Source organism: Pseudoalteromonas sp. Angola-30 (genome assembly GCF_028599215.1).
In the GTDB taxonomy this organism is placed as follows: domain Bacteria; phylum Pseudomonadota; class Gammaproteobacteria; order Enterobacterales; family Alteromonadaceae; genus Pseudoalteromonas; species Pseudoalteromonas atlantica.
In genome coordinates this window covers 58,424-76,564 of the sequence record NZ_JAQREI010000003.1, presented here as the reverse complement: position 1 = coordinate 76,564, position 18,141 = coordinate 58,424, and the positions used below count along the sequence as shown (strand labels likewise).

Below are 18,141 nucleotides of genomic sequence, written 5' to 3'. Positions count from 1 at the left end.
GCTTTAAAGGAATGCCTTGTTGCGCGAGAACGGTTTGAATACTTGCTACTTTTTTAGCCTACCACTTAGGATTGGTTTATTGAAATTTTTATCGGCGAACCGCCAACCTATAGCTGTTATTAAGTGGCAGCTTTATTAGATAGAGATAAGAAGGGTTTACTGATTTTACTTAGTACTTATAACTGACTCATTTAATAACTGCTCATCATTTTTATATACTTCAAGCCAACCAGGTGGCGATGTATCGCAGCCAATAATAGTAACATGTAATATGTAACTATAGCGTCCGTTTATAAACGTATAGTGGTGATTGCCGCCGCTACCCTCAAAGGTAATATCACCGTTAAATAAAACCATATCAGGCTTGTCCTTTGGCCTTTTATCACTACTCCACACTGCATAACGGTAATTTCTATCACCTAAATCATCAACGCGAATATGGTAGCTAGCCGTTTTCCAATCCAGCACTGGCTCTTCAAATGTATTAATACTTGAATGAAGTGATTGCTTATCTTGTTCAATTAAGCGTTTAGCAAATGCCTGCTCTTTAGCTGTGTGGCTATTTATACCGATAATTTTACCGTCAGTATTAACCCATACCACGCCGTTATTTAGCATAATGCCGCGCCAACCAACTTTATCCCAATCGGTATTAATATTAGAGCTGCCAATAATAGTAACAAGCTCCTCGTCGAACACTTCATCAAAGCGGTTAACAAACTCAGCTTCATTTTTAATGCCGGGCAATGGATATTGCCTTTTTAGAGGGTAGCGAATATGCGCAGCAATCGCAGTTTTATCCTGCGTTTTAAAAGCAGCAATAACAGGTAAAACACTCTCGTGATACTTCTGCTCAAGCGCAAATGTGTTCGATGTGAAAAATAGGGATAGGCAAAGCAATATATAATGTAGATACTTCATTAATAGTCCTTTATTTATTCTGATACTTAACAATCTTAAATGACTTGAAAGCTGCTCTAGCATATATAATTTCAACACCTCTATCCTGAATGCAGAGGGACTTCTCTAGCTCGCTTCTAGTTAACTTCGATTGGCATCCAATAATTATTTTAGATAGTTTCATGTCCTCATTGAATGGCTGAAAATAAAGACCATTTTCTTTTTCAAAGTTATTAAGGTCCCGAATTGTTCTATATTCTTTTTCATATTCCCAATGTTTGAATTTAGAAAGTAATAACTTTAGTGGGAAGCTTTGATCATCTATTAAATTACTTTTAAATCTTTCAGAATAATATTTTACTTCTTGAGCATCCTCTTTATTAGATAGCTCAAGTTCCACACATATGCCCTTGTGGTTATTAGCATAATGAGCCCACTGAACAGGGTTAGACCAAATTTTACTAAAGCACAATTTTCCAAATTCTCTTGAAACACCTAGTTTCATCCTATTTAAGCTTGCACGTATATAAGGTGTGCTAGTTTCGATACCTAATAACTCAAAAGGGTCATTCAAATTGTCAAAAGTTGAAGCCTTAATCCTCCTATTTGATAAATTTTTTAAGCCAAACACCTCATCCATGTAATGATAAAGCTTCATTTAATCTAAAATCCTATTATTTTTAGAAAAGAATATTTTCCTGAGTAAAAATCAAGTTACTCAGCTTTTTATTACTACTTATACTAAATAAACACTGAATACATATGAACCAATTTTTACTTCTTTTCTTTAATATAAAAAAACGAGCCAAATTAGGCTCGTTTTTCTTTTACTGATAGCTGACAGCTAAAAACTGACCGCTGCTCTTTTACTCTGGCTCATACCCCAAGTTAGGCGACAGCCACCTTTCGGCCTCTGTGAGCGTCATATTAGTTCGCTTGGCGTAATCTTCTACCTGATCCTTTTGAATAGATGCTACGGCATAATATTTTGCCTCTGGGTGTGAGAAATACCAGCCCGAAACCGCAGCCCCTGGCCACATGGCGTATGAGCTGGTGAGCTGCATGCCAATGCGTTTTTCGGTATCGAGTAACTGCCAAATTTTCTTTTTCTCGGTGTGCTCTGGGCACGCTGGGTAACCAGGCGCTGGGCGAATACCTTGGTAGTTTTCGCGAATTAGCTCATCGTTACTTAAGTTTTCATCGGCTGCATAACCCCAATACTCTTTACGCACTTGTTCGTGCAGGTATTCGGCAAAGGCTTCTGCGAGCCTGTCGGCAACCGCTTTAACCATTATTTTATTGTAGTCGTCTTGCTTGGCATCGAACGCGTCGGCTAGGTCGTCTTCTTCTAAACCGCCCGTTACTGCAAACGCGCCAAAGTAATCAGGTTTGCCTTTTGGCGCAATGTAGTCGGCTAAACAATAGTTAGCAAAGTCGTTTTTTTCGGTTTGCTGGCGTAAATGGCATGAGGTAGTTAACAGCTCTTTGCGGGTTTCGTCGGTGTAAATTTCTATGTCATCACCCTCGCGGTTTGCAGGGAATAAACCAATTACACCTAAAGGTTGCAAAGCACCTGACTTTTCAAGGTCGTCGAGCATGTCGTTAGCGTCTTTAAATAAGCTGCGTGCTTGCTCGCCCACTACTTCGTCATCCATTATGCGCGGGTATTTACCAGCGATTGACCACGTCATAAAGTACGGGGTCCAATCTATGTATTTACGTAAAGTCGCAATTGATACATTTTTAAATTCGGTTACGCCCAGCTTTTTAGGCACTGGTGGCGTGTAGTTATCCCAATCAAGCTTGGCGGCGTTATCGCGGGCGCGCTGTATGGTAACTGGTTTTGAACGTGGCTTTTTGCGCGCTTGTTGCTCGCGTACTTTTTCGTATTCGGCTTTAGTTTTTTCTAAAAAGGCCGGTTTTAGCTCTTTAGATAATAAGCTCGATACCACGCCCACTGCACGGCTGGCGTTATTTACATACACTACGCCTTTGTCGTACTGCGGCTCAATTTTAACGGCAGTATGCGCTTTAGAGGTCGTAGCGCCGCCAATCATAAGTGGGAGCTCAAAGCCTCGGCGGGTCATTTCTTTGGCTACGTGTACCATTTCATCAAGCGATGGGGTAATTAAACCCGAAAGGCCGATTATGTCGGCTTTTTCGTCAATCGCGGTTTGCAGTATTTTTTCGGCAGGTACCATTACGCCTAAGTCGATTACTTCGTAGTTATTACATTGCAGTACTACGCCTACAATGTTTTTACCTATGTCGTGCACGTCGCCTTTTACGGTGGCCATAACCACTTTACCGTTAGTGGCGCCTTCTTCTTTTTCAGCTTCTATGTATGGGTCTAGGTAAGCCACTGCTCGCTTCATTACGCGGGCCGATTTAACAACTTGCGGTAAAAACATTTTACCTGCGCCAAATAAATCCCCTACCACGTTCATGCCATCCATTAATGGCCCTTCAATTACGTGAATAGGTTTATCGGCGGCAGCTCGGCATTCTTCGGTGTCTTCATCTATAAAGGTAGTTATGCCTTTTACAAGGGCGTGCTCTAGGCGTTTTTCAACAGGCCATGTGCGCCACTCTAAATCTTCTACGCGTTCGGCTTGTGCCATACCCGAAAACTTGGGGGCTATTTCTACTAAGCGCTCACCCGCACCTGGGTCGGTGTTAAGAATTACATCTTCTACGGCTTTGCGAAGTTCCTCGGGGATGTCGTCGTAAACCGCAAGTTGCCCTGCGTTTACAATACCCATATCCATACCCGCTTTTATCGCGTGGTATAAAAACACCGAGTGAATGGCTTCACGTACGGGGTTATTGCCCCTAAACGAAAACGAGACATTAGACACCCCGCCCGACACTTTACAGTGTGGTAAGTTTTGTTTAATGCGGCGTGTACCTTCAATAAATTCTACTGCGTAATTGTCGTGCTCTTCTATACCGGTGGCTACGGCAAATATATTAGGATCGAATATTATATCTTCCGGCGGAAAACCAATCTCTTCGACTAATATTTTGTAGCTGCGTTCACAGATTTCGTATTTGCGGTCTGCGGTGTCGGCTTGGCCGTCGGTATCAAACGCCATTACAACAGCAGCTGCGCCAAAGCGTTTAATAATTTTAGCTTGGCGTTTAAACGGCTCCTCCCCTTCTTTAAGCGATATTGAGTTAACAATAGCCTTGCCTTGAATACATTTAAGGCCTGCTTCTATTACTTCCCATTTAGAGGAGTCGACCATAATGGGCACTTTAGAAATATCGGGCTCTGAGGCAATTAAGTTTAAAAACTTAACCATGGCCGCTTTTGAGTCCAACATGGCTTCGTCCATGTTTATATCAATAACTTGGGCGCCGTTTTCTACTTGCTCGCGGGCAACATTCAGGGCGGTCTCGTAATCTTCTTCCATGATTAAGCGTTTAAACATGGCAGAGCCGGTTACGTTGGTACGCTCGCCAACATTGGTAAATACTGCAATTTGCTGGGTCATGTTGGCTCCTAGTTTAAGTTACAGGCTTCAAGGCCTGATAAACGCATGCGAACATCAAGCTCAGGTAATGCACGAGGTTTTACCCCTTCAAGCCCTTTAGCAAACGCACGAATATGCGTAGGCGTTGTGCCGCAGCAACCACCAACAATATTTATAAAGCCCGATTTTCCCCAGTCTATAATCTCTTTCGCCATGTCCTCTGCTTCTAGGTCGTACTCACCAAACTCATTTGGTAAACCGGCATTTGGGTGTACTGAGGTAAAGGTTTCGCACACGCGCGAAAGCTCTTCTACGTATTGGCGAAGTAAATCGGGGCCTAGGGCGCAGTTAAGGCCTATAGAAAGCGGCTTAATATGGCGAATAGAATTATAAAATGCTTCAGTTGTTTGCCCCGAAAGCGTACGCCCAGAGGCATCGGTAATTGTGCCTGAGATCATTACTGGTAATGTGCGCCCTGCTTGCTCAAACGCTTCTTCTACTGCGAATGAGGCAGCTTTTGCATTTAGCGTGTCGAATATGGTTTCGATAAGTATTAAATCAGCGCCGCCTTCCATTAATGCAAGGGTAGACTCAACATAGGCAGTAACCAGCTTATCAAAGGTAATATTGCGATAACCTGGGTCGTTTACATCTGGCGAAATTGAGCAGGTTTTAGATGTTGGCCCTAACACACCGGCTACGTAGCGGGGTTTTTCTGGAGTTTTAGCGGTGAACTCGTCACATATTGCGCGTGCGAGTTTGGCCGACTCTAGGTTTACTTCACGGCTTATGCTTGCCATGTCGTAATCTTCCATCGAAATGGTGGTTGAGTTAAAGGTATTGGTTTCAATAATGTCTGCACCGGCGGCTAAAAAACTGCGGTGTATATTGGCAATTAACTCAGGTTTTGTAAGGCTTAATAAATCGTTATTGCCTTTAATTAGTACGTGCCAGTCTTTAAAGCGCTCGCCTCGGTAGTCTTCTTCTTCAAGCTTGTGAGTTTGGATCATGGTGCCCATGGCGCCATCTAAAATTAAAATACGCTCTTTTAATGCAGCGCTTAATTCGCTGTGTTTATTATTGTTTTGCACGTTATTCGGCATAGTTGTTAGTCCTCACATCTTGGCTAACTAAATTAATATCATAAGGGGTCGTTTGGTACACGTAGTAATTTAACCAGTTCGAAAACAGCAAAAAAGCATGGCTTTGCCACGTTTTTGACGGCTTTTTACTTGCATCGTTATCTGGAAAATAGTTTTCGGGTTTTGGCGCATCAGGACTTTTTTGTAAATCGCGCTCGTACTCTGCTTTTAATGTGTCGGCATCATATTCTGGGTGGCCGGTTATAAACACTTGGCTGCCCGACTTATTTTTCATTAAGTAAGCGCCTACTTTTTCAGAGCCAGCTAGCACGACTATATCGTCGCAGGCATTAATTTTATTTATATCTATGTGGCCATAACGTGAGTGAGGCACTAAAAAGGTATCGTCAAAGCCACGAGTAAGTGCTCCGTGATCAAAGTAACACTGGTGAGTAAACACACCACAAAGTTTATCTTCTTTTAAATCGCGTTTTAAATTGTAACGATGATACAACGCGGCATGCGCCGCCCAGCATGAAAACAGCGTAGAGGTAACGTGCTGCTCTGCCCAATCAATAATCACTTTTAGCTCATCCCAGTACGCAACATCGTCGTATTCAAGGTGTGCGAGTGGCGCGCCGGTAACAATTAACGCATCGTAGTTATTGTCTTTCACTTCTGAAAAATAACGATAAAAGGTATCTAGGTGCTCTTCTGAGTTGCTACTGCTACGGTGTGTATCTAGGCGTAATAGCTCTACATTTACTTGCAAAGGAGAATTGGCAAGCAAACGAATAAACTGCACTTCGGTTTCTACTTTATTAGGCATTAAATTTAAAATAGCCAAACGCATAGGACGAATTTCTTGCGTTTTTGCGCGACTTTTTGGCATTACAAACACGTTTTCTTCACGTAAACGGGCAATAGCCGGTAGCTCGTCTTTCACTGTAATTGGCATATTTTTTACTCCTACTCATAAAAACCGAGAATTTATACGCTCTCATTATGAACAGTATGCTAAAAATATCAACCTCTAGATGTATAGATGTCTAAATGAAATTTATTCATGATTTTATACTTTATCAACCTGCAGCCATTAGCGCTTTAAAACCCGCCATTCGTTGACTGTTTCACCCGTGAGCCACTACAATACAACATTGAAATTTTTATTATTTGAAGGCTTTCCTCCATGGTTTTACCTGATAAGTTTATATTCTCGATGAGTCGAGTATCTAAAGTTGTGCCACCTAAGCGCACAATTTTAAAAGATATTTCGTTGCACTTTTTCCCTGGCGCTAAAATTGGTGTGCTAGGTTTAAATGGTGCTGGTAAATCTACATTACTTCGCATTATGGCCGGTGTTGATCAAGACTTTGAAGGTGAAGCTCGCCCTCAACCTGGTACTAAAATTGGTTACTTACCGCAAGAGCCAGTACTGGATGAAAGCAAAACAGTACGCGAAATAGTTGAAGAAGCTGTTGGCGAAGTAAAACATGCCCTTAATCGCCTTGACGAAGTGTACAACGAGTACGCAATGGAAGACGCTGACTTTGACGCCCTAGCAAAAGAGCAAGGTGAGCTTGAAGCGATTATTCAAGCGCACGATGGTCACAACATCGATAACGTTTTAGAACGCGCAGCCGATGCACTTCGCTTACCTGAATGGGATGCTAAAATTGAGCACCTTTCAGGTGGTGAGCGCCGCCGTGTTGCTATTTGTCGTTTATTACTCGAAAAGCCAGATATGCTTATTCTCGATGAGCCTACTAACCACTTAGATGCTGAGTCGGTTGCTTGGCTTGAGCGCTTCTTACATGATTACGAAGGCACTGTTGTGGCGGTAACGCATGACCGTTACTTCCTTGATAATGTAGCTGGCTGGATACTAGAGCTTGACCGCGGTGAAGGTATTCCGTGGGAAGGTAACTACTCTTCTTGGCTTGAGCAAAAAGATGCGCGCTTACAACAAGAGCAAAAATCTGAAAAAGCACGTCAAAAATCAATTGCTCAAGAGCTTGAGTGGGTACGTTCAAACCCTAAAGGTCGACAAGCTAAGTCTAAAGCCCGTATGGCGCAGTTTAGCGAGCTACAGCAATCTGATTACCAAAAGCGTAACGAAACTAACGAGCTATTTATTCCACCTGGCCCGCGTTTGGGCGACCAAGTGCTTGAAGTTAATAACTTACGTAAGAGTTTTGGCGACCGCGTTTTAATCGACGATTTAAGCTTTAGTATGCCAAAAGGCGCGATTGTGGGCATTATTGGTGCCAATGGCGCGGGTAAATCAACCCTATTTAAAATGCTAAGCGGCGAAGAGCAACCAGATAGCGGCAGCATTAGCGTAGGTGAAACTGTAGAGCTTGCAACGGTTGATCAGTTCCGTGGCAACATGGACGAAAGCAAAACCGTATTCCAAGAAATATCTGACGGACAAGACGTGCTAAAAATTGGTAACTTTGAGTTCCCAAGCCGTGCATACGTTAGCCGCTTTAACTTTAAAGGTAACGATCAGCAAAAGTTTGTAAAAGACTTATCAGGTGGTGAGCGTAACCGTTTACACCTTGCTAAGCTTTTAAAAGCGGGTGGTAACGTAGTACTACTGGATGAGCCAACCAATGACCTTGATGTTGAAACACTACGCGCCCTTGAGAACGCTATTTTAGAGTTCCCAGGCTGTGTAATGTGTATATCGCATGACCGTTGGTTCCTTGACCGTATTGCAACACACATTTTAGATTACCGCGACGAAGGCCAAATTAACTTCTTCGATGGTAACTACACTGAATACGAAGAGTGGCTTAAAAAGACCTTAGGCGCAGAAGCTGCACAACCTAAGCGTATTAAGTATAAAAAAATTGGTTAATTGTTAACTGATATAACAAACCCTGCATTTATGCGGGGTTTTTTATGCCATTTTTTATCGCTATGGGCTATTTCCCGCTATGCTTGATTTAAATATTACAATAAAGGCACTCGTTTTATGGAAAATCGACGTCAGTTCTCGCGTATTCTTTTTTCAACCGCGGCTCAATTAGAATTTGCAGGAGAGAGCTACCCATGCAAATTACTCGATGTATCTTTACATGGCGCACTCATTACTAAATGCGCGGCGTTTAGTGGCACAAAAAATAGCGAAGCCACCTTGCGCTTTACCTTGCCACAAAGCGATATAGAAATAAAAATGGAGGTGTTTATTTGCCACATAGAAGATAAACACATCGGCCTTAATTGCCACCATATAGATATAAACAGCATTACCTATTTAAAACGGTTAGTTGAACTTAATTTAGCCGATGAACAATTACTTCATCGCGAGCTTGCCTCATTGATTGAATAGCGGCAATAGACTCCGTTAGTTAAGTTTATTACCATAGCGCAAACTTTATTATTGATACGGTTATGCGCCTAAACCCTCACTTACCTTTGGTCTATCACAGTAATTATTCGTTTAGCTTTGACCCTAAGCACCGATTTGTAATGAGTAAATTTGCTCATTTATATGAGCAGGTTAAAGGTTTAGGCATTGCAGGTAATAATTTAGTAGAGCCTATTTGGGGCTCCCCTGAACCACTTGAACTGGTACACTGCGAAAACTACATTCACGATTTATGGCATAACCGTCTAGACGAAAAAGCCATGCGCCGCATTGGCTTACCTTGGTCGCAACCGCTAATGGACCGCACATTCACCGCCCCACAAGGCACGTTACAAACTGCACGCTTAGCATTAAAGCATGGCTTAGCCTGTCATTTAGCAGGCGGTACGCACCATGCACACACTGATTTTGGCTCAGGTTTTTGTATGGTGAACGACTTAGCCTTTACCGCGCAAACATTAATACAAAGCGGTGAAGTGACCAACGTGCTCATTTTTGATTTAGACGTACACCAAGGCGATGGCACAGCTGCAATGCTTGCGCATCAACCGTATGCGTATACATGCTCTATACACTGCGAAAAAAACTTCCCGTTTAGAAAATCCCCCAGCGATTTAGACATAGGCCTTGCTAACAATATGCAAGACGCAGAATACTTAGGCGTTGTGGATGATACGCTGCAGTTTTTACTAAAAGAACTCAACCCCGATTTAGTCCTATACGATGCGGGTGTAGATATTTGGCAAGACGATGGCTTAGGCAAACTAGATATAAGCTGGGACGGCATTAAACAGCGTGACCATTTAGTGTTTAAGCGCTGCCTTGAACATAACACCGCTATTGCTAGTGTTATTGGTGGCGGCTACGACAGAGACCATACGCGTTTAGCGCAGCGCCATGCAATAGTAATTGAGCAGGCTGCTGGTTTTTAAAATAAGTATTAACCTGTGCGCTTTATACTTTTAACTGGCTTGGGGTTAGCCCTGTCCAACGTTTAAATGCCCGCCTAAAGTTAGGAATATCGTAAAATGCCAAACGCTCAGCAACATGCTCATTGCACTTAGCGCGCAAGGTAAGTAAATAAATGGCTTTATGTTTATTTTGCTCATCAACTAAGCTCGAAAAGCGCATATTATGGCATTTTAGTTTTCGTTTAAACGTGGCTGGGCTCATGGCAAAATACTGGGCGGTTTGCTCTAAACTTGCCTCGTTATAAGTGTGTAGATAGCGCCAAACAGCCTCTATAAAGGTGTATTTTTCGTGTGATTTTACAGCCAATTGAGCGCGTGCTTGCATAAAGCGTAATTCGCTGGCGTACGGGTTAGCTTGGCGAAGCAATGTTTTGCTAATTACCCAACGAGTCGTTGGCTGCTCAAAACGCAGCTTTAAACCTAAATGTTGCTCGTACTGATGAATATGACGCGGTCGCTTAAAACTAAAGTCGAACTCACACTGCGGATAGTGCGGGCTTAAACGCTTTAAGAAACTATAAAACGCAGCACTGTAAATTTCTAAAATGTAGTTATGTAGATCGTCATCAAGCCCTGTAGCAGCATTTAAAAAAATATAAAATTGCTGATTACTTACATAGTGCTGACTAAAAAACAAAGGGCAAAGCTGTAAACGCGCTCGCTGTATTTGTAACAGTGCCGCCCCTACTTTAGCGCTGTACAATACACTTTGTGCTGAGCTACTTGAATCGTTAACTAATTGACTCCCCAGTAAAAAACCACTGTCGGGGGTATTCATTAGGCGTTTAAATTGACTTAGTAATTTAACTTGCTGCTCTAAACTAAAGCAATGCTCAACGCTGAGTAAATCTTGCTCAAAAATCCCGGTGCCGCGTAACAACTTATGTAGGGCAACCCCCCTACTTTGCGCAAGCTCTACAACGGCAGTTATAAGCCCCTGTGCGGTTAAATACTTGTCAGTTAAGCTAACATAACTGTTCACTGCTGGTGGCTCTTTGTTGTTTTTGTAGTTGTAGGCCGCTGTGCAATTGTTGCATTAGCACGTGAGCTGTATCACTTTTTTGCGCTTGTATGATGTGGGTAGTTACACACTGAAACTTAGCAAGCCCAGAGCCTTCTACTTTAAAAGCACAATGTTTTAATGCGGCTGTTATTTGCCTAAGAAGCTCTTGGCCTTGCTGCTTTGATGTGGCTGGCATTAGCACCATAAAACAGTCTCCCGCATAACGACATACCACATCGCTTAACCGACAGTTCATTAGTATAAGCTCGCTTATTTCGCGTAGCAGTCGATCCCCTTCGCTAAAACCAAACTCATTATTAAAACTAGCGAAGTCGCGTATATCAATAGCGGCTAATAAAACTGGCTGCGGCGCCTTAAGCTGCGTGTTTAAAACGCTTTGTAAGTATTCGGCTGTATAAACGCCGGTAACGGGGCATACTTTGTCGTGTTCACGTAAATGTGCTTCACGGCGCCTTAGCTGTTTATTTAAAACATATTGTTCTTGGTGCCAATGGTATAAACCTAAACTGGTTAGTAGCATCCCAACGGGGGCTGGCAGTGACTCTATCCAGCTTAGCCACTGCTGCGCAGGTTGCATTAACCACTCATCGAGCAAATCGAGCGTGGCCGAGAACATAAATAAACCAAGCCCAAGCACCAAATAACGAGTAACTTTGCCCGGCGGGCGCGAAATAAGTAAGGCAACAATCCAAGTTAGGGTCATAATCACTATGCCGCCCTCACCAATAATATCGAGCCATTGTATGTGTTGTAGCTCTTTGAGCTCCCCTAAATAGGCACATAAAAATATGGCTAATAACGCCATAGCTATAATACTGTTTGTTAAAAGCCGATGGCTAATAAAGGGATTAAATCGCATAGTTTGTCTTATTTAAATTGCGTATGTATTTATGCTACCCGAAGTGCATTTTTTGTAGCAGGGTCATATTAGCTCAATGATGTGACAGCTAAATGATATGCACTTACTTATAACCTGCACATAGCCCATTAACGCTATATTGCTTGGGAGTGCGATTAGCTCACACGCCAAGGTAAAGCTTTTAAAACCTTAATAACCTGCTGATCTAAATAGGGTGTTGTCACATTTGCGTCATTTAATTTAATTAGTTTGCTTTCAAACCAAGCAGCAACAGGAGCAAATTACATGGCACACTTTAAACTTAAAGCACTGGTAACAGCGCTATCACTTTGCAATTTAGCAGTACATGCAGCACAAGAAGAACACACAACTGATGTAAAAATATCTGAAGAGTTAGTAGTTTATGGCGAAATAGGTTATCGCAACCGCTCACAAGAACTAGCCCCAACGCTTGAATACTCTCAAGAATACTTTCAGCGTTTTGAACCACTCACCGCAGGTGATGCACTAAAGCGTGTACCGAGTGTGACGTTTTTATCAGATGTGCTTGAGTCTGACGGCGCACGTATGCGCGGTTTGAGCCCTGCTTACACAAAAGTACTGATCAATGGCGAAGAAGTTCCAGGCGCTGGTGCTGATCGCTCATTTTTTGTTGACCGTATTCCTGCCGAATTAATCGAGCGTGTAGAAATAATTCGTTCATCAAGTGCCAACCGCTCTGCCGATGCAATTGCGGGCACCCTTAACATTGTACTTCGAGATGGCTACAGCTTAGACGGCGGTTATATTCGCGCAGGAGGATTACGCTATGATGATGGTGAACTAAAAGAAAGCTTTGCGGGCGTTTACGGTACTGAGTTTGCAGGTGGACGTTTACTACTAGGCGCTAATTTTCAAGGTCGTTATAACCCAAAACAAAAATCAAGCATACGTTATGGTGATAGCCCTGAAAATAACCCTAATTATGCAACTGATGATTTTGATAACCGTGAAGATCAATCTGATACTCGTGATGGCGATGACACATCATTAAATGCCAGCTTTGAAAAGGTATTTGATAACGGCGGTAAATTTGATATTAGCGCAATGTGGGTTGATACAGACCGTACCGAAGACGAGCGTTCTTTTGAATATGACGACGCGACGGCCACGTCTAACTCTGTGGTTGAAGGCGGTAACTTGCTTTCAGACAACGCAAATGTTTCCTACATTGACCAAACCAACTACAACATAAACTCAGGTTATGAATTACCGTTATTAGGCGGTACCAGCAAGTTTAAAGTAGGCTATGCCAGCTTTGAAGAGTCAGTTTACGAGCAAGAAGTTGAGCTTGATACATCTGAGCTCCCAATGGTTTTTGAAGAAGCTGAAGAAACTGTTGAGATTGACGATAAAGAATGGTCATTACAATGGCAACATAGCTTACTGCTAGGTGACTCAAAAGAAGTCCAGTTTGGTGCTTTTGTTCAAGGAAAAGAGCGCGACACAGCAATTTTTGAAGCTGAAGATGAAAGTGAGCAAACACTTACTGGCTGGGATCAATTTAGCCAAACACCTATGTCTTTAGCTGTATTTAATAACGAATTTGAAGCAGTAGACGGAGGCGTTAATACGCTTGAAGAAGACCGTTTTGACTTATTTGCATTAATCAAACACGAAGCTGATGTGTTCTCATGGGAGATGGGTGTACGTTGGGAGTCAACTGACTCAAACATTACCGATACCAATGAAGGCGTTACTGCAAAAAATGACTATGACTTTTTCTTACCTTCAGCTCACTTTCGTTACAGTGTCAGCGATAACGGCCGAGTCAGCGCCTCTGTTGCTCGTAGCTTACGCCGCCCTGACTTTGACTACATAACACCCGCCCTACTTGAAGAAGAGCTCGCTGATAATGACTTTTTAGGTAACCCAAATCTAAAGCCAGAATCTTCTTGGGGTATTGATTTAGGTTACGAATACCGTTTAGGTAAAAGTGGCGTTGTCGGTGTAAACGTATTTTACCGTGACGTAAGCGATTTAATCGAAATTGCCAGCACAGGTGTTGAAGGCTCAGAAGGTGAAGGTACATTTGTATTGCAACCACAAAATACTGGCGATGGGTCAGTTCAAGGTATTGAGTTTGATTTATCAACCCCGCTTAGCGCCTTGAACATGCCTAATACAGGTATCTTCTTAAATTACTCTTGGCTTGATAGTGAAGTTGAAGACAGCTTTGGTAAACGTAAGTTTAATGACCAATCAGATTATGTTTATAACATTGGCTTTATCCAAGATTTACCAATACTGCGTGCATCATTTGGTGCAACTTACCGTAACCAAGGTGATGCATACGGACGCTTTGTAGGGGAAGAAGTTACCACCTCTTACGGTGCTGATTTAGAGCTTTTCGTTGAAAAGCGCTGGGATGACGTAACCCTTCGCCTAGTTGGTTCAAACCTACTTGATGCCAGTAAAGATGAAGTTTTCAACAAATTTGACTCACTTGATGATCAAAACAGCCGTGACTTTGATGAGTACGAGCTTGAATCTGAAGAAGCAGGTCCTGTGGTTCAACTAATGTTGCGTTACGCATTTTAATAGCAGGCATCATCATTTTAGGCACGTATTGGCAAGCCATTACGTGCTTTTTTGGAGTTAAAACATGTTTAAATTGTCTTTCATAATGGCCGCCCTACTGAGCTCATCAGCGCTCAGTGCTGTCGAGCCTGTTATTTATAAAGATGAGCTTTATCAACAGCAAAAAATAGCTAAGTTAAATACGCTACCTGATAGCCTTAACTTTATGGTAATTGGTGATTGGGGACACAACGGCCACTTTTATCAAAAAGAAGTGGCTCACCAATTAGAAATAGCCATGTACCAAACTGATGCTGACTTTATCGTCTCAACTGGTGATAACTTTTACCCGAATGGGGTAGCAAGCGTCAACGACCCTTTATGGCAATCCGCTTACGAAGATATCTATCATGGCCCACATACATTTGAAGATTGGTATGTTGTGTTAGGTAATCACGATTACTTGGGTAATGCTCAAGCACAAATTGACTACACAGAAAAAAGCCAGCGCTGGCAGTTACCCGCTAGGTACTACAGTAAAACATTTGCGCTTGAAAACAACGAGCAAGTGTTAATGGTTTTTTTAGATACCAACCCGATTCAGCCTGAATATAAAGACCGTGATAAATACCGTTCTACCCAAGGGCAAGGCTATAAAACCCAGCTTACTTGGCTTGAAACCCAACTTGCCGGCAGTAAAGCAAAGTGGAAGATTGTGGTCGGTCATCACCCGCTTTATTCAAGTGGTAAACGCTTTGGCCGTAACCAAGGGCTTCGCGACATTTTAGAGCCTATTTTGGAGCGTCATAACGTGCATGCTTATATCGCTGGACACGAGCACGACTTGCAATACAACCAACCAAAAAATAGCAAAGTGGCTCACTTTGTCTCTGGTGGAGGCAGTGAAGCACGGTTTGTAAAACAACGTGAATTTACCCGCTACGCAGAAGCAACACCTGGTTTTTTAAGTGTATCTATCAATGGCGAAACATTCAGTGTAAGTGCGATTAATCACCTTGGTGAAGTACGTTTTAGCACTGAAAAGCACATAGATAAGTAAAGGATAAAATAATGAACTTTAAACTAAATACAATTTCAGCGGTGCTTGGCAGTGCACTCCTAATAACTGCAATAAGCGGTTGTACAAGTAATGAGGAACCTAGCAGCCAAAGCAACGCAGCTATGGTAAAAGCAGCAATAGCTGTGGAAAAATTTGGCCCTCAACAAAATATGCAAGGCTCACAGGCAGCAACGCTGGGTAATAACCAATGGTTGATTGCCAGCGAAAGCCAGGGCTTATTAGTGGCAGATAAAGACCAAAGCAGTGTGTTATTAGCGGGTAACTTTGAATCTATCTCACTAAAGAAAATCACAGAGCAACAATTTTTATTGGCAAGCATTGATAAAAGCCAAGATAACGTAGTCATCTTTGAACTTGAAAAAAATGGTCAAACTTGGCAGATAAATGAACTCTCTCGTATTACCCCGCCCCAAGCTCAGCCTGATGCCGTGTGTTTATTTAAAAACACTGATAACGAGACTGTTTCAGCATTTGTGCCGGATGTTCGAGGCTTGATCAGCGAAACCATTATTTATGATTTAGCCACTAAACAAGCTAAAAATATTGCAGTACGTGAGTTCTCTGCAGTCACTGAAGCTTCAGGCTGTGCTGTTAATGATGAAACAAAAACCTTGTATGTGGGCGAAGCAGAGCTAGGTGTGTGGGCCATTAATGCTGATGCGGAATCAGATGCCAACAAACAACCTGTGGCTTTAGTACAACCATATGGTGAATTAAACAGTGAAATTGGGGTATTATCAGTATCACAAGATGGTACTTTATGGCTTACTGCCACTGATGGCAATATGATCTATGCTTACCACGAAAATACTGAAAAACTAAGTCAGTGGTCACTTTCTGGCGATCACACCATTGAATCTGTTACAGCGAGTTTGATCAATAACAATCAAGCGCAGCTAGTTTTAATTGATGATGAAACAGGTGCCTACATTCAAGCAAATGTTAACTACACTGCGCAAACAGTTACTTCACAAAACCAAGTCGCGATGACTCACCTTCATGCCAGCGCACAAACAACGCCAGTTGCAGCATTTGGTGATGCTGCAGATGATCCGGCAATTTGGATAAATGAACAAGACGCTAAAAGCAGCTTAATTTTAGGCACAGATAAACGCCGCGGCTTGATGGTTTATGATCTTGCTGGCAACAAAGTGCAATCGCTTAATGTTGGGCGTTTAAATAATGTTGATGTACGCCAGCATCAGGATATAAACAACGAAACCCAGACTTGGATCACAGCCAGCAACCGCACGCTTAACAGTATTAGCGTGTTTACTGTCGATAGCGAGAACAAAGTAAACCATGTAACAGAAGTAGCCACAAACCTAGCCGAGATTTACGGTATGTGTATGTATTCGTCTGAATCTGGTCAATACGTATTTGTTAATGATAAATCAGGTTTGTTCCAACAATATAAACTCACCGGTGAGCAAGGTAACTTAAGCGGTGAACTGGTTAGAGAGTTTACCCTACCAAGCCAACCAGAAGGCTGTAGTGCCGATGATAAACTAGGCCAATTATTTGCCGGCGAAGAAGATCAAGGCATTTGGTATATCGGTGCAGAGCCAACTTCTGGCAACAAAGCGGTCATGCTACAAAGTGTAAATGAGCAACTTGTGGCAGATGTTGAAGGCATGGAAATTTATCACGCTGATGATGCTCGTTATTTAGTGGTATCAAGCCAAGGCGATAATAGCTATGTGCTTTATAAAATATCAGATAATACACAGCCTAGCCTAAGCTTTGCAGGTAAATTTAATGTGATTGCTAACCTAGATAAAGGCATTGACGGCGCAGGTGAAACAGACGGCTTAACCGTTACAGCTAAAGCTTTACCAGGCTATCCTGAAGGCATGCTTATAGTGCAAGACGGCTACAACCGTATGCCACTACAACCACAAAATTTTAAAATTATTGACTGGCGTGAAGTAAAAAAAGCGATTAAGTAAAAACCTACCATATTTAAACGTAATAAGGCTCTTACGAGCCTTTTTACTATGTGTATTTAAAATAAACCTAGTAAATTTAGAGTTATTAAAGCTATATACTACACTTTAAGCTCATAAATTAATTGAGATTATTATGCGTTTACTTCTTACATTGTTGCTCATTACTATAAGCGGATACGCTTTTGCTGAGGAAGAGGCAGCAGAATTGCCACCACTCAACCCTAAATACAATGCTGAGCATGCAATAGCACTGGTGAATAAAGGTTCAGGAATTTATGCGTTTAACTTACCCGGCTATAAATTACCGCACGATGTACAAGTGGTGTATAGGATTAAAAACCCCGATGTGGCTTTTTTAGATATTGTGCGCAACGCAGAGCTTATAACGCTAAAGTCCAAACCATTTAATATTCAACGCTTAATGCGCGGTGAAGAAATAACCATTACCGCAGATGTGTACGAAGGCAATTACAAAAAAGCAGGCAGCCTAATTTACACAAACAGAACAATAGAAATGAGTAAACAGCTATATGCTCGCCAATTAAAAGATTTAGCTAAACCTAGCCAGTGGCAAGAATACGACATGATAGACCTGGGTAGCACAGAGCGAATTTACATTCATAAAATTAGCCAAGCACCTAGTTTCAGCCACTTAATTTTTGTAGATTTAGTAAATGCCTGTATGCAAAAATTTAGAACCTCAACCCTCCTTCCTAGCCAGAATGAGTTAACGTATAAATTTATAAACTGCGGCACCCTAAAACCTTTATTTTACGAAGCAGAAAGTTTAAATAAATAGTTTCAAACATGAAAAAAGGCCCTTTCGAGCCTTTGGATTAACTTTGGAAATATAAAGTTTTAAAA

General features: G+C 42.1%; 14 protein-coding genes. 7 read left to right on the top strand and 7 right to left on the bottom strand.

Features of this window, described 5'->3' with window-relative positions; all coding sequences use genetic code 11:
- Nucleotides 1–165: 165 nt before the first annotated feature.
- From PSH54_RS05655 to metA, 5 genes are all read right to left on the bottom strand, one after another.
- On the bottom strand, nt 166–921 hold the full coding sequence (locus PSH54_RS05655) for a hypothetical protein (protein WP_273605674.1): 756 nt from the start codon (nt 919–921) through the stop codon (nt 166–168).
- A gap of 10 nt (nt 922–931) precedes the next feature.
- Nucleotides 932–1,558 carry a DUF2971 domain-containing protein gene (locus PSH54_RS05650; protein ID WP_273605673.1) on the bottom strand — a complete coding sequence of 209 codons (627 nt, stop codon included), beginning with the start codon at nt 1,556–1,558 and terminating at the stop codon, nt 932–934.
- Nucleotides 1,559–1,766: 208 nt separating this feature from the next.
- Nucleotides 1,767–4,397 (bottom strand): methionine synthase, encoded by a 2,631-nt coding sequence (gene metH / locus PSH54_RS05645; RefSeq protein WP_273605672.1) that lies wholly within the window; start codon nt 4,395–4,397, stop codon nt 1,767–1,769.
- Between the two features lie 8 nt (nt 4,398–4,405).
- Entirely contained in the window at nt 4,406–5,479 is a 1,074-nt protein-coding gene (locus PSH54_RS05640) for a homocysteine S-methyltransferase family protein (RefSeq protein ID WP_273605671.1), read from the bottom strand.
- Entirely contained in the window at nt 5,469–6,416 is a 948-nt protein-coding gene (gene metA, locus PSH54_RS05635) for a homoserine O-acetyltransferase MetA (RefSeq protein ID WP_004587433.1), read from the bottom strand. The genes PSH54_RS05640 and metA overlap by 11 nt, the downstream gene beginning before the upstream one ends.
- A 231-nt stretch (nt 6,417–6,647) precedes the next feature.
- Here metA and ettA point away from each other — a divergent pair, with 231 nt between their 5' ends.
- From ettA to PSH54_RS05620, 3 genes are all read left to right on the top strand, one after another.
- Nucleotides 6,648–8,321 carry an energy-dependent translational throttle protein EttA gene (gene ettA / locus PSH54_RS05630; RefSeq protein ID WP_029773845.1) on the top strand — a complete coding sequence of 558 codons (1,674 nt, stop codon included), beginning with the start codon at nt 6,648–6,650 and terminating at the stop codon, nt 8,319–8,321.
- A 117-nt stretch (nt 8,322–8,438) separates the two neighbouring features.
- Nucleotides 8,439–8,795 carry a PilZ domain-containing protein gene (locus tag PSH54_RS05625; protein WP_029773844.1) on the top strand — a complete coding sequence of 119 codons (357 nt, stop codon included), beginning with the start codon at nt 8,439–8,441 and terminating at the stop codon, nt 8,793–8,795.
- 62 nt (nt 8,796–8,857) lie between these two features.
- Nucleotides 8,858–9,766, top strand: coding sequence for a histone deacetylase family protein (locus PSH54_RS05620; protein WP_273605670.1), 909 nt, complete (start codon nt 8,858–8,860; stop codon nt 9,764–9,766).
- A 22-nt stretch (nt 9,767–9,788) separates the two neighbouring features.
- Here PSH54_RS05620 and PSH54_RS05615 read toward each other — a convergent pair whose 3' ends face one another.
- Together PSH54_RS05615 and PSH54_RS05610 are read right to left on the bottom strand one after the other, a co-directional pair.
- Nucleotides 9,789–10,787: a helix-turn-helix domain-containing protein gene (locus PSH54_RS05615; RefSeq protein ID WP_273605669.1), complete on the bottom strand. Its 999-nt coding sequence runs from the start codon at nt 10,785–10,787 to the stop codon at nt 9,789–9,791.
- The gene (locus tag PSH54_RS05610) at nt 10,771–11,634 is read right to left on the bottom strand and encodes a GGDEF domain-containing protein (protein WP_273605668.1); all 864 of its coding nucleotides are present in this window, start codon (nt 11,632–11,634) and stop codon (nt 10,771–10,773) included. The genes PSH54_RS05615 and PSH54_RS05610 overlap by 17 nt, the downstream gene beginning before the upstream one ends.
- Nucleotides 11,635–11,973: 339 nt before the next feature.
- On the opposite strand from PSH54_RS05610, the gene PSH54_RS05605 reads away from it, so the two are divergent.
- From PSH54_RS05605 to PSH54_RS05590, 4 genes are all read left to right on the top strand, one after another.
- A complete protein-coding gene (locus PSH54_RS05605; protein WP_273605667.1) occupies nt 11,974–14,268 on the top strand; it encodes a TonB-dependent receptor plug domain-containing protein in 2,295 nt (764 codons plus the stop codon).
- A gap of 64 nt (nt 14,269–14,332) precedes the next feature.
- On the top strand, nt 14,333–15,307 hold the full coding sequence (locus tag PSH54_RS05600; RefSeq protein WP_273605666.1) for a metallophosphoesterase: 975 nt from the start codon (nt 14,333–14,335) through the stop codon (nt 15,305–15,307).
- Between the two features lie 11 nt (nt 15,308–15,318).
- Nucleotides 15,319–17,277 carry a phytase gene (locus PSH54_RS05595; protein WP_273605665.1) on the top strand — a complete coding sequence of 653 codons (1,959 nt, stop codon included), beginning with the start codon at nt 15,319–15,321 and terminating at the stop codon, nt 17,275–17,277.
- Nucleotides 17,278–17,410: 133 nt separating this feature from the next.
- Nucleotides 17,411–18,076: a hypothetical protein gene (locus tag PSH54_RS05590; RefSeq protein ID WP_273605664.1), complete on the top strand. Its 666-nt coding sequence runs from the start codon at nt 17,411–17,413 to the stop codon at nt 18,074–18,076.
- Nucleotides 18,077–18,141: the final 65 nt, after the last annotated feature.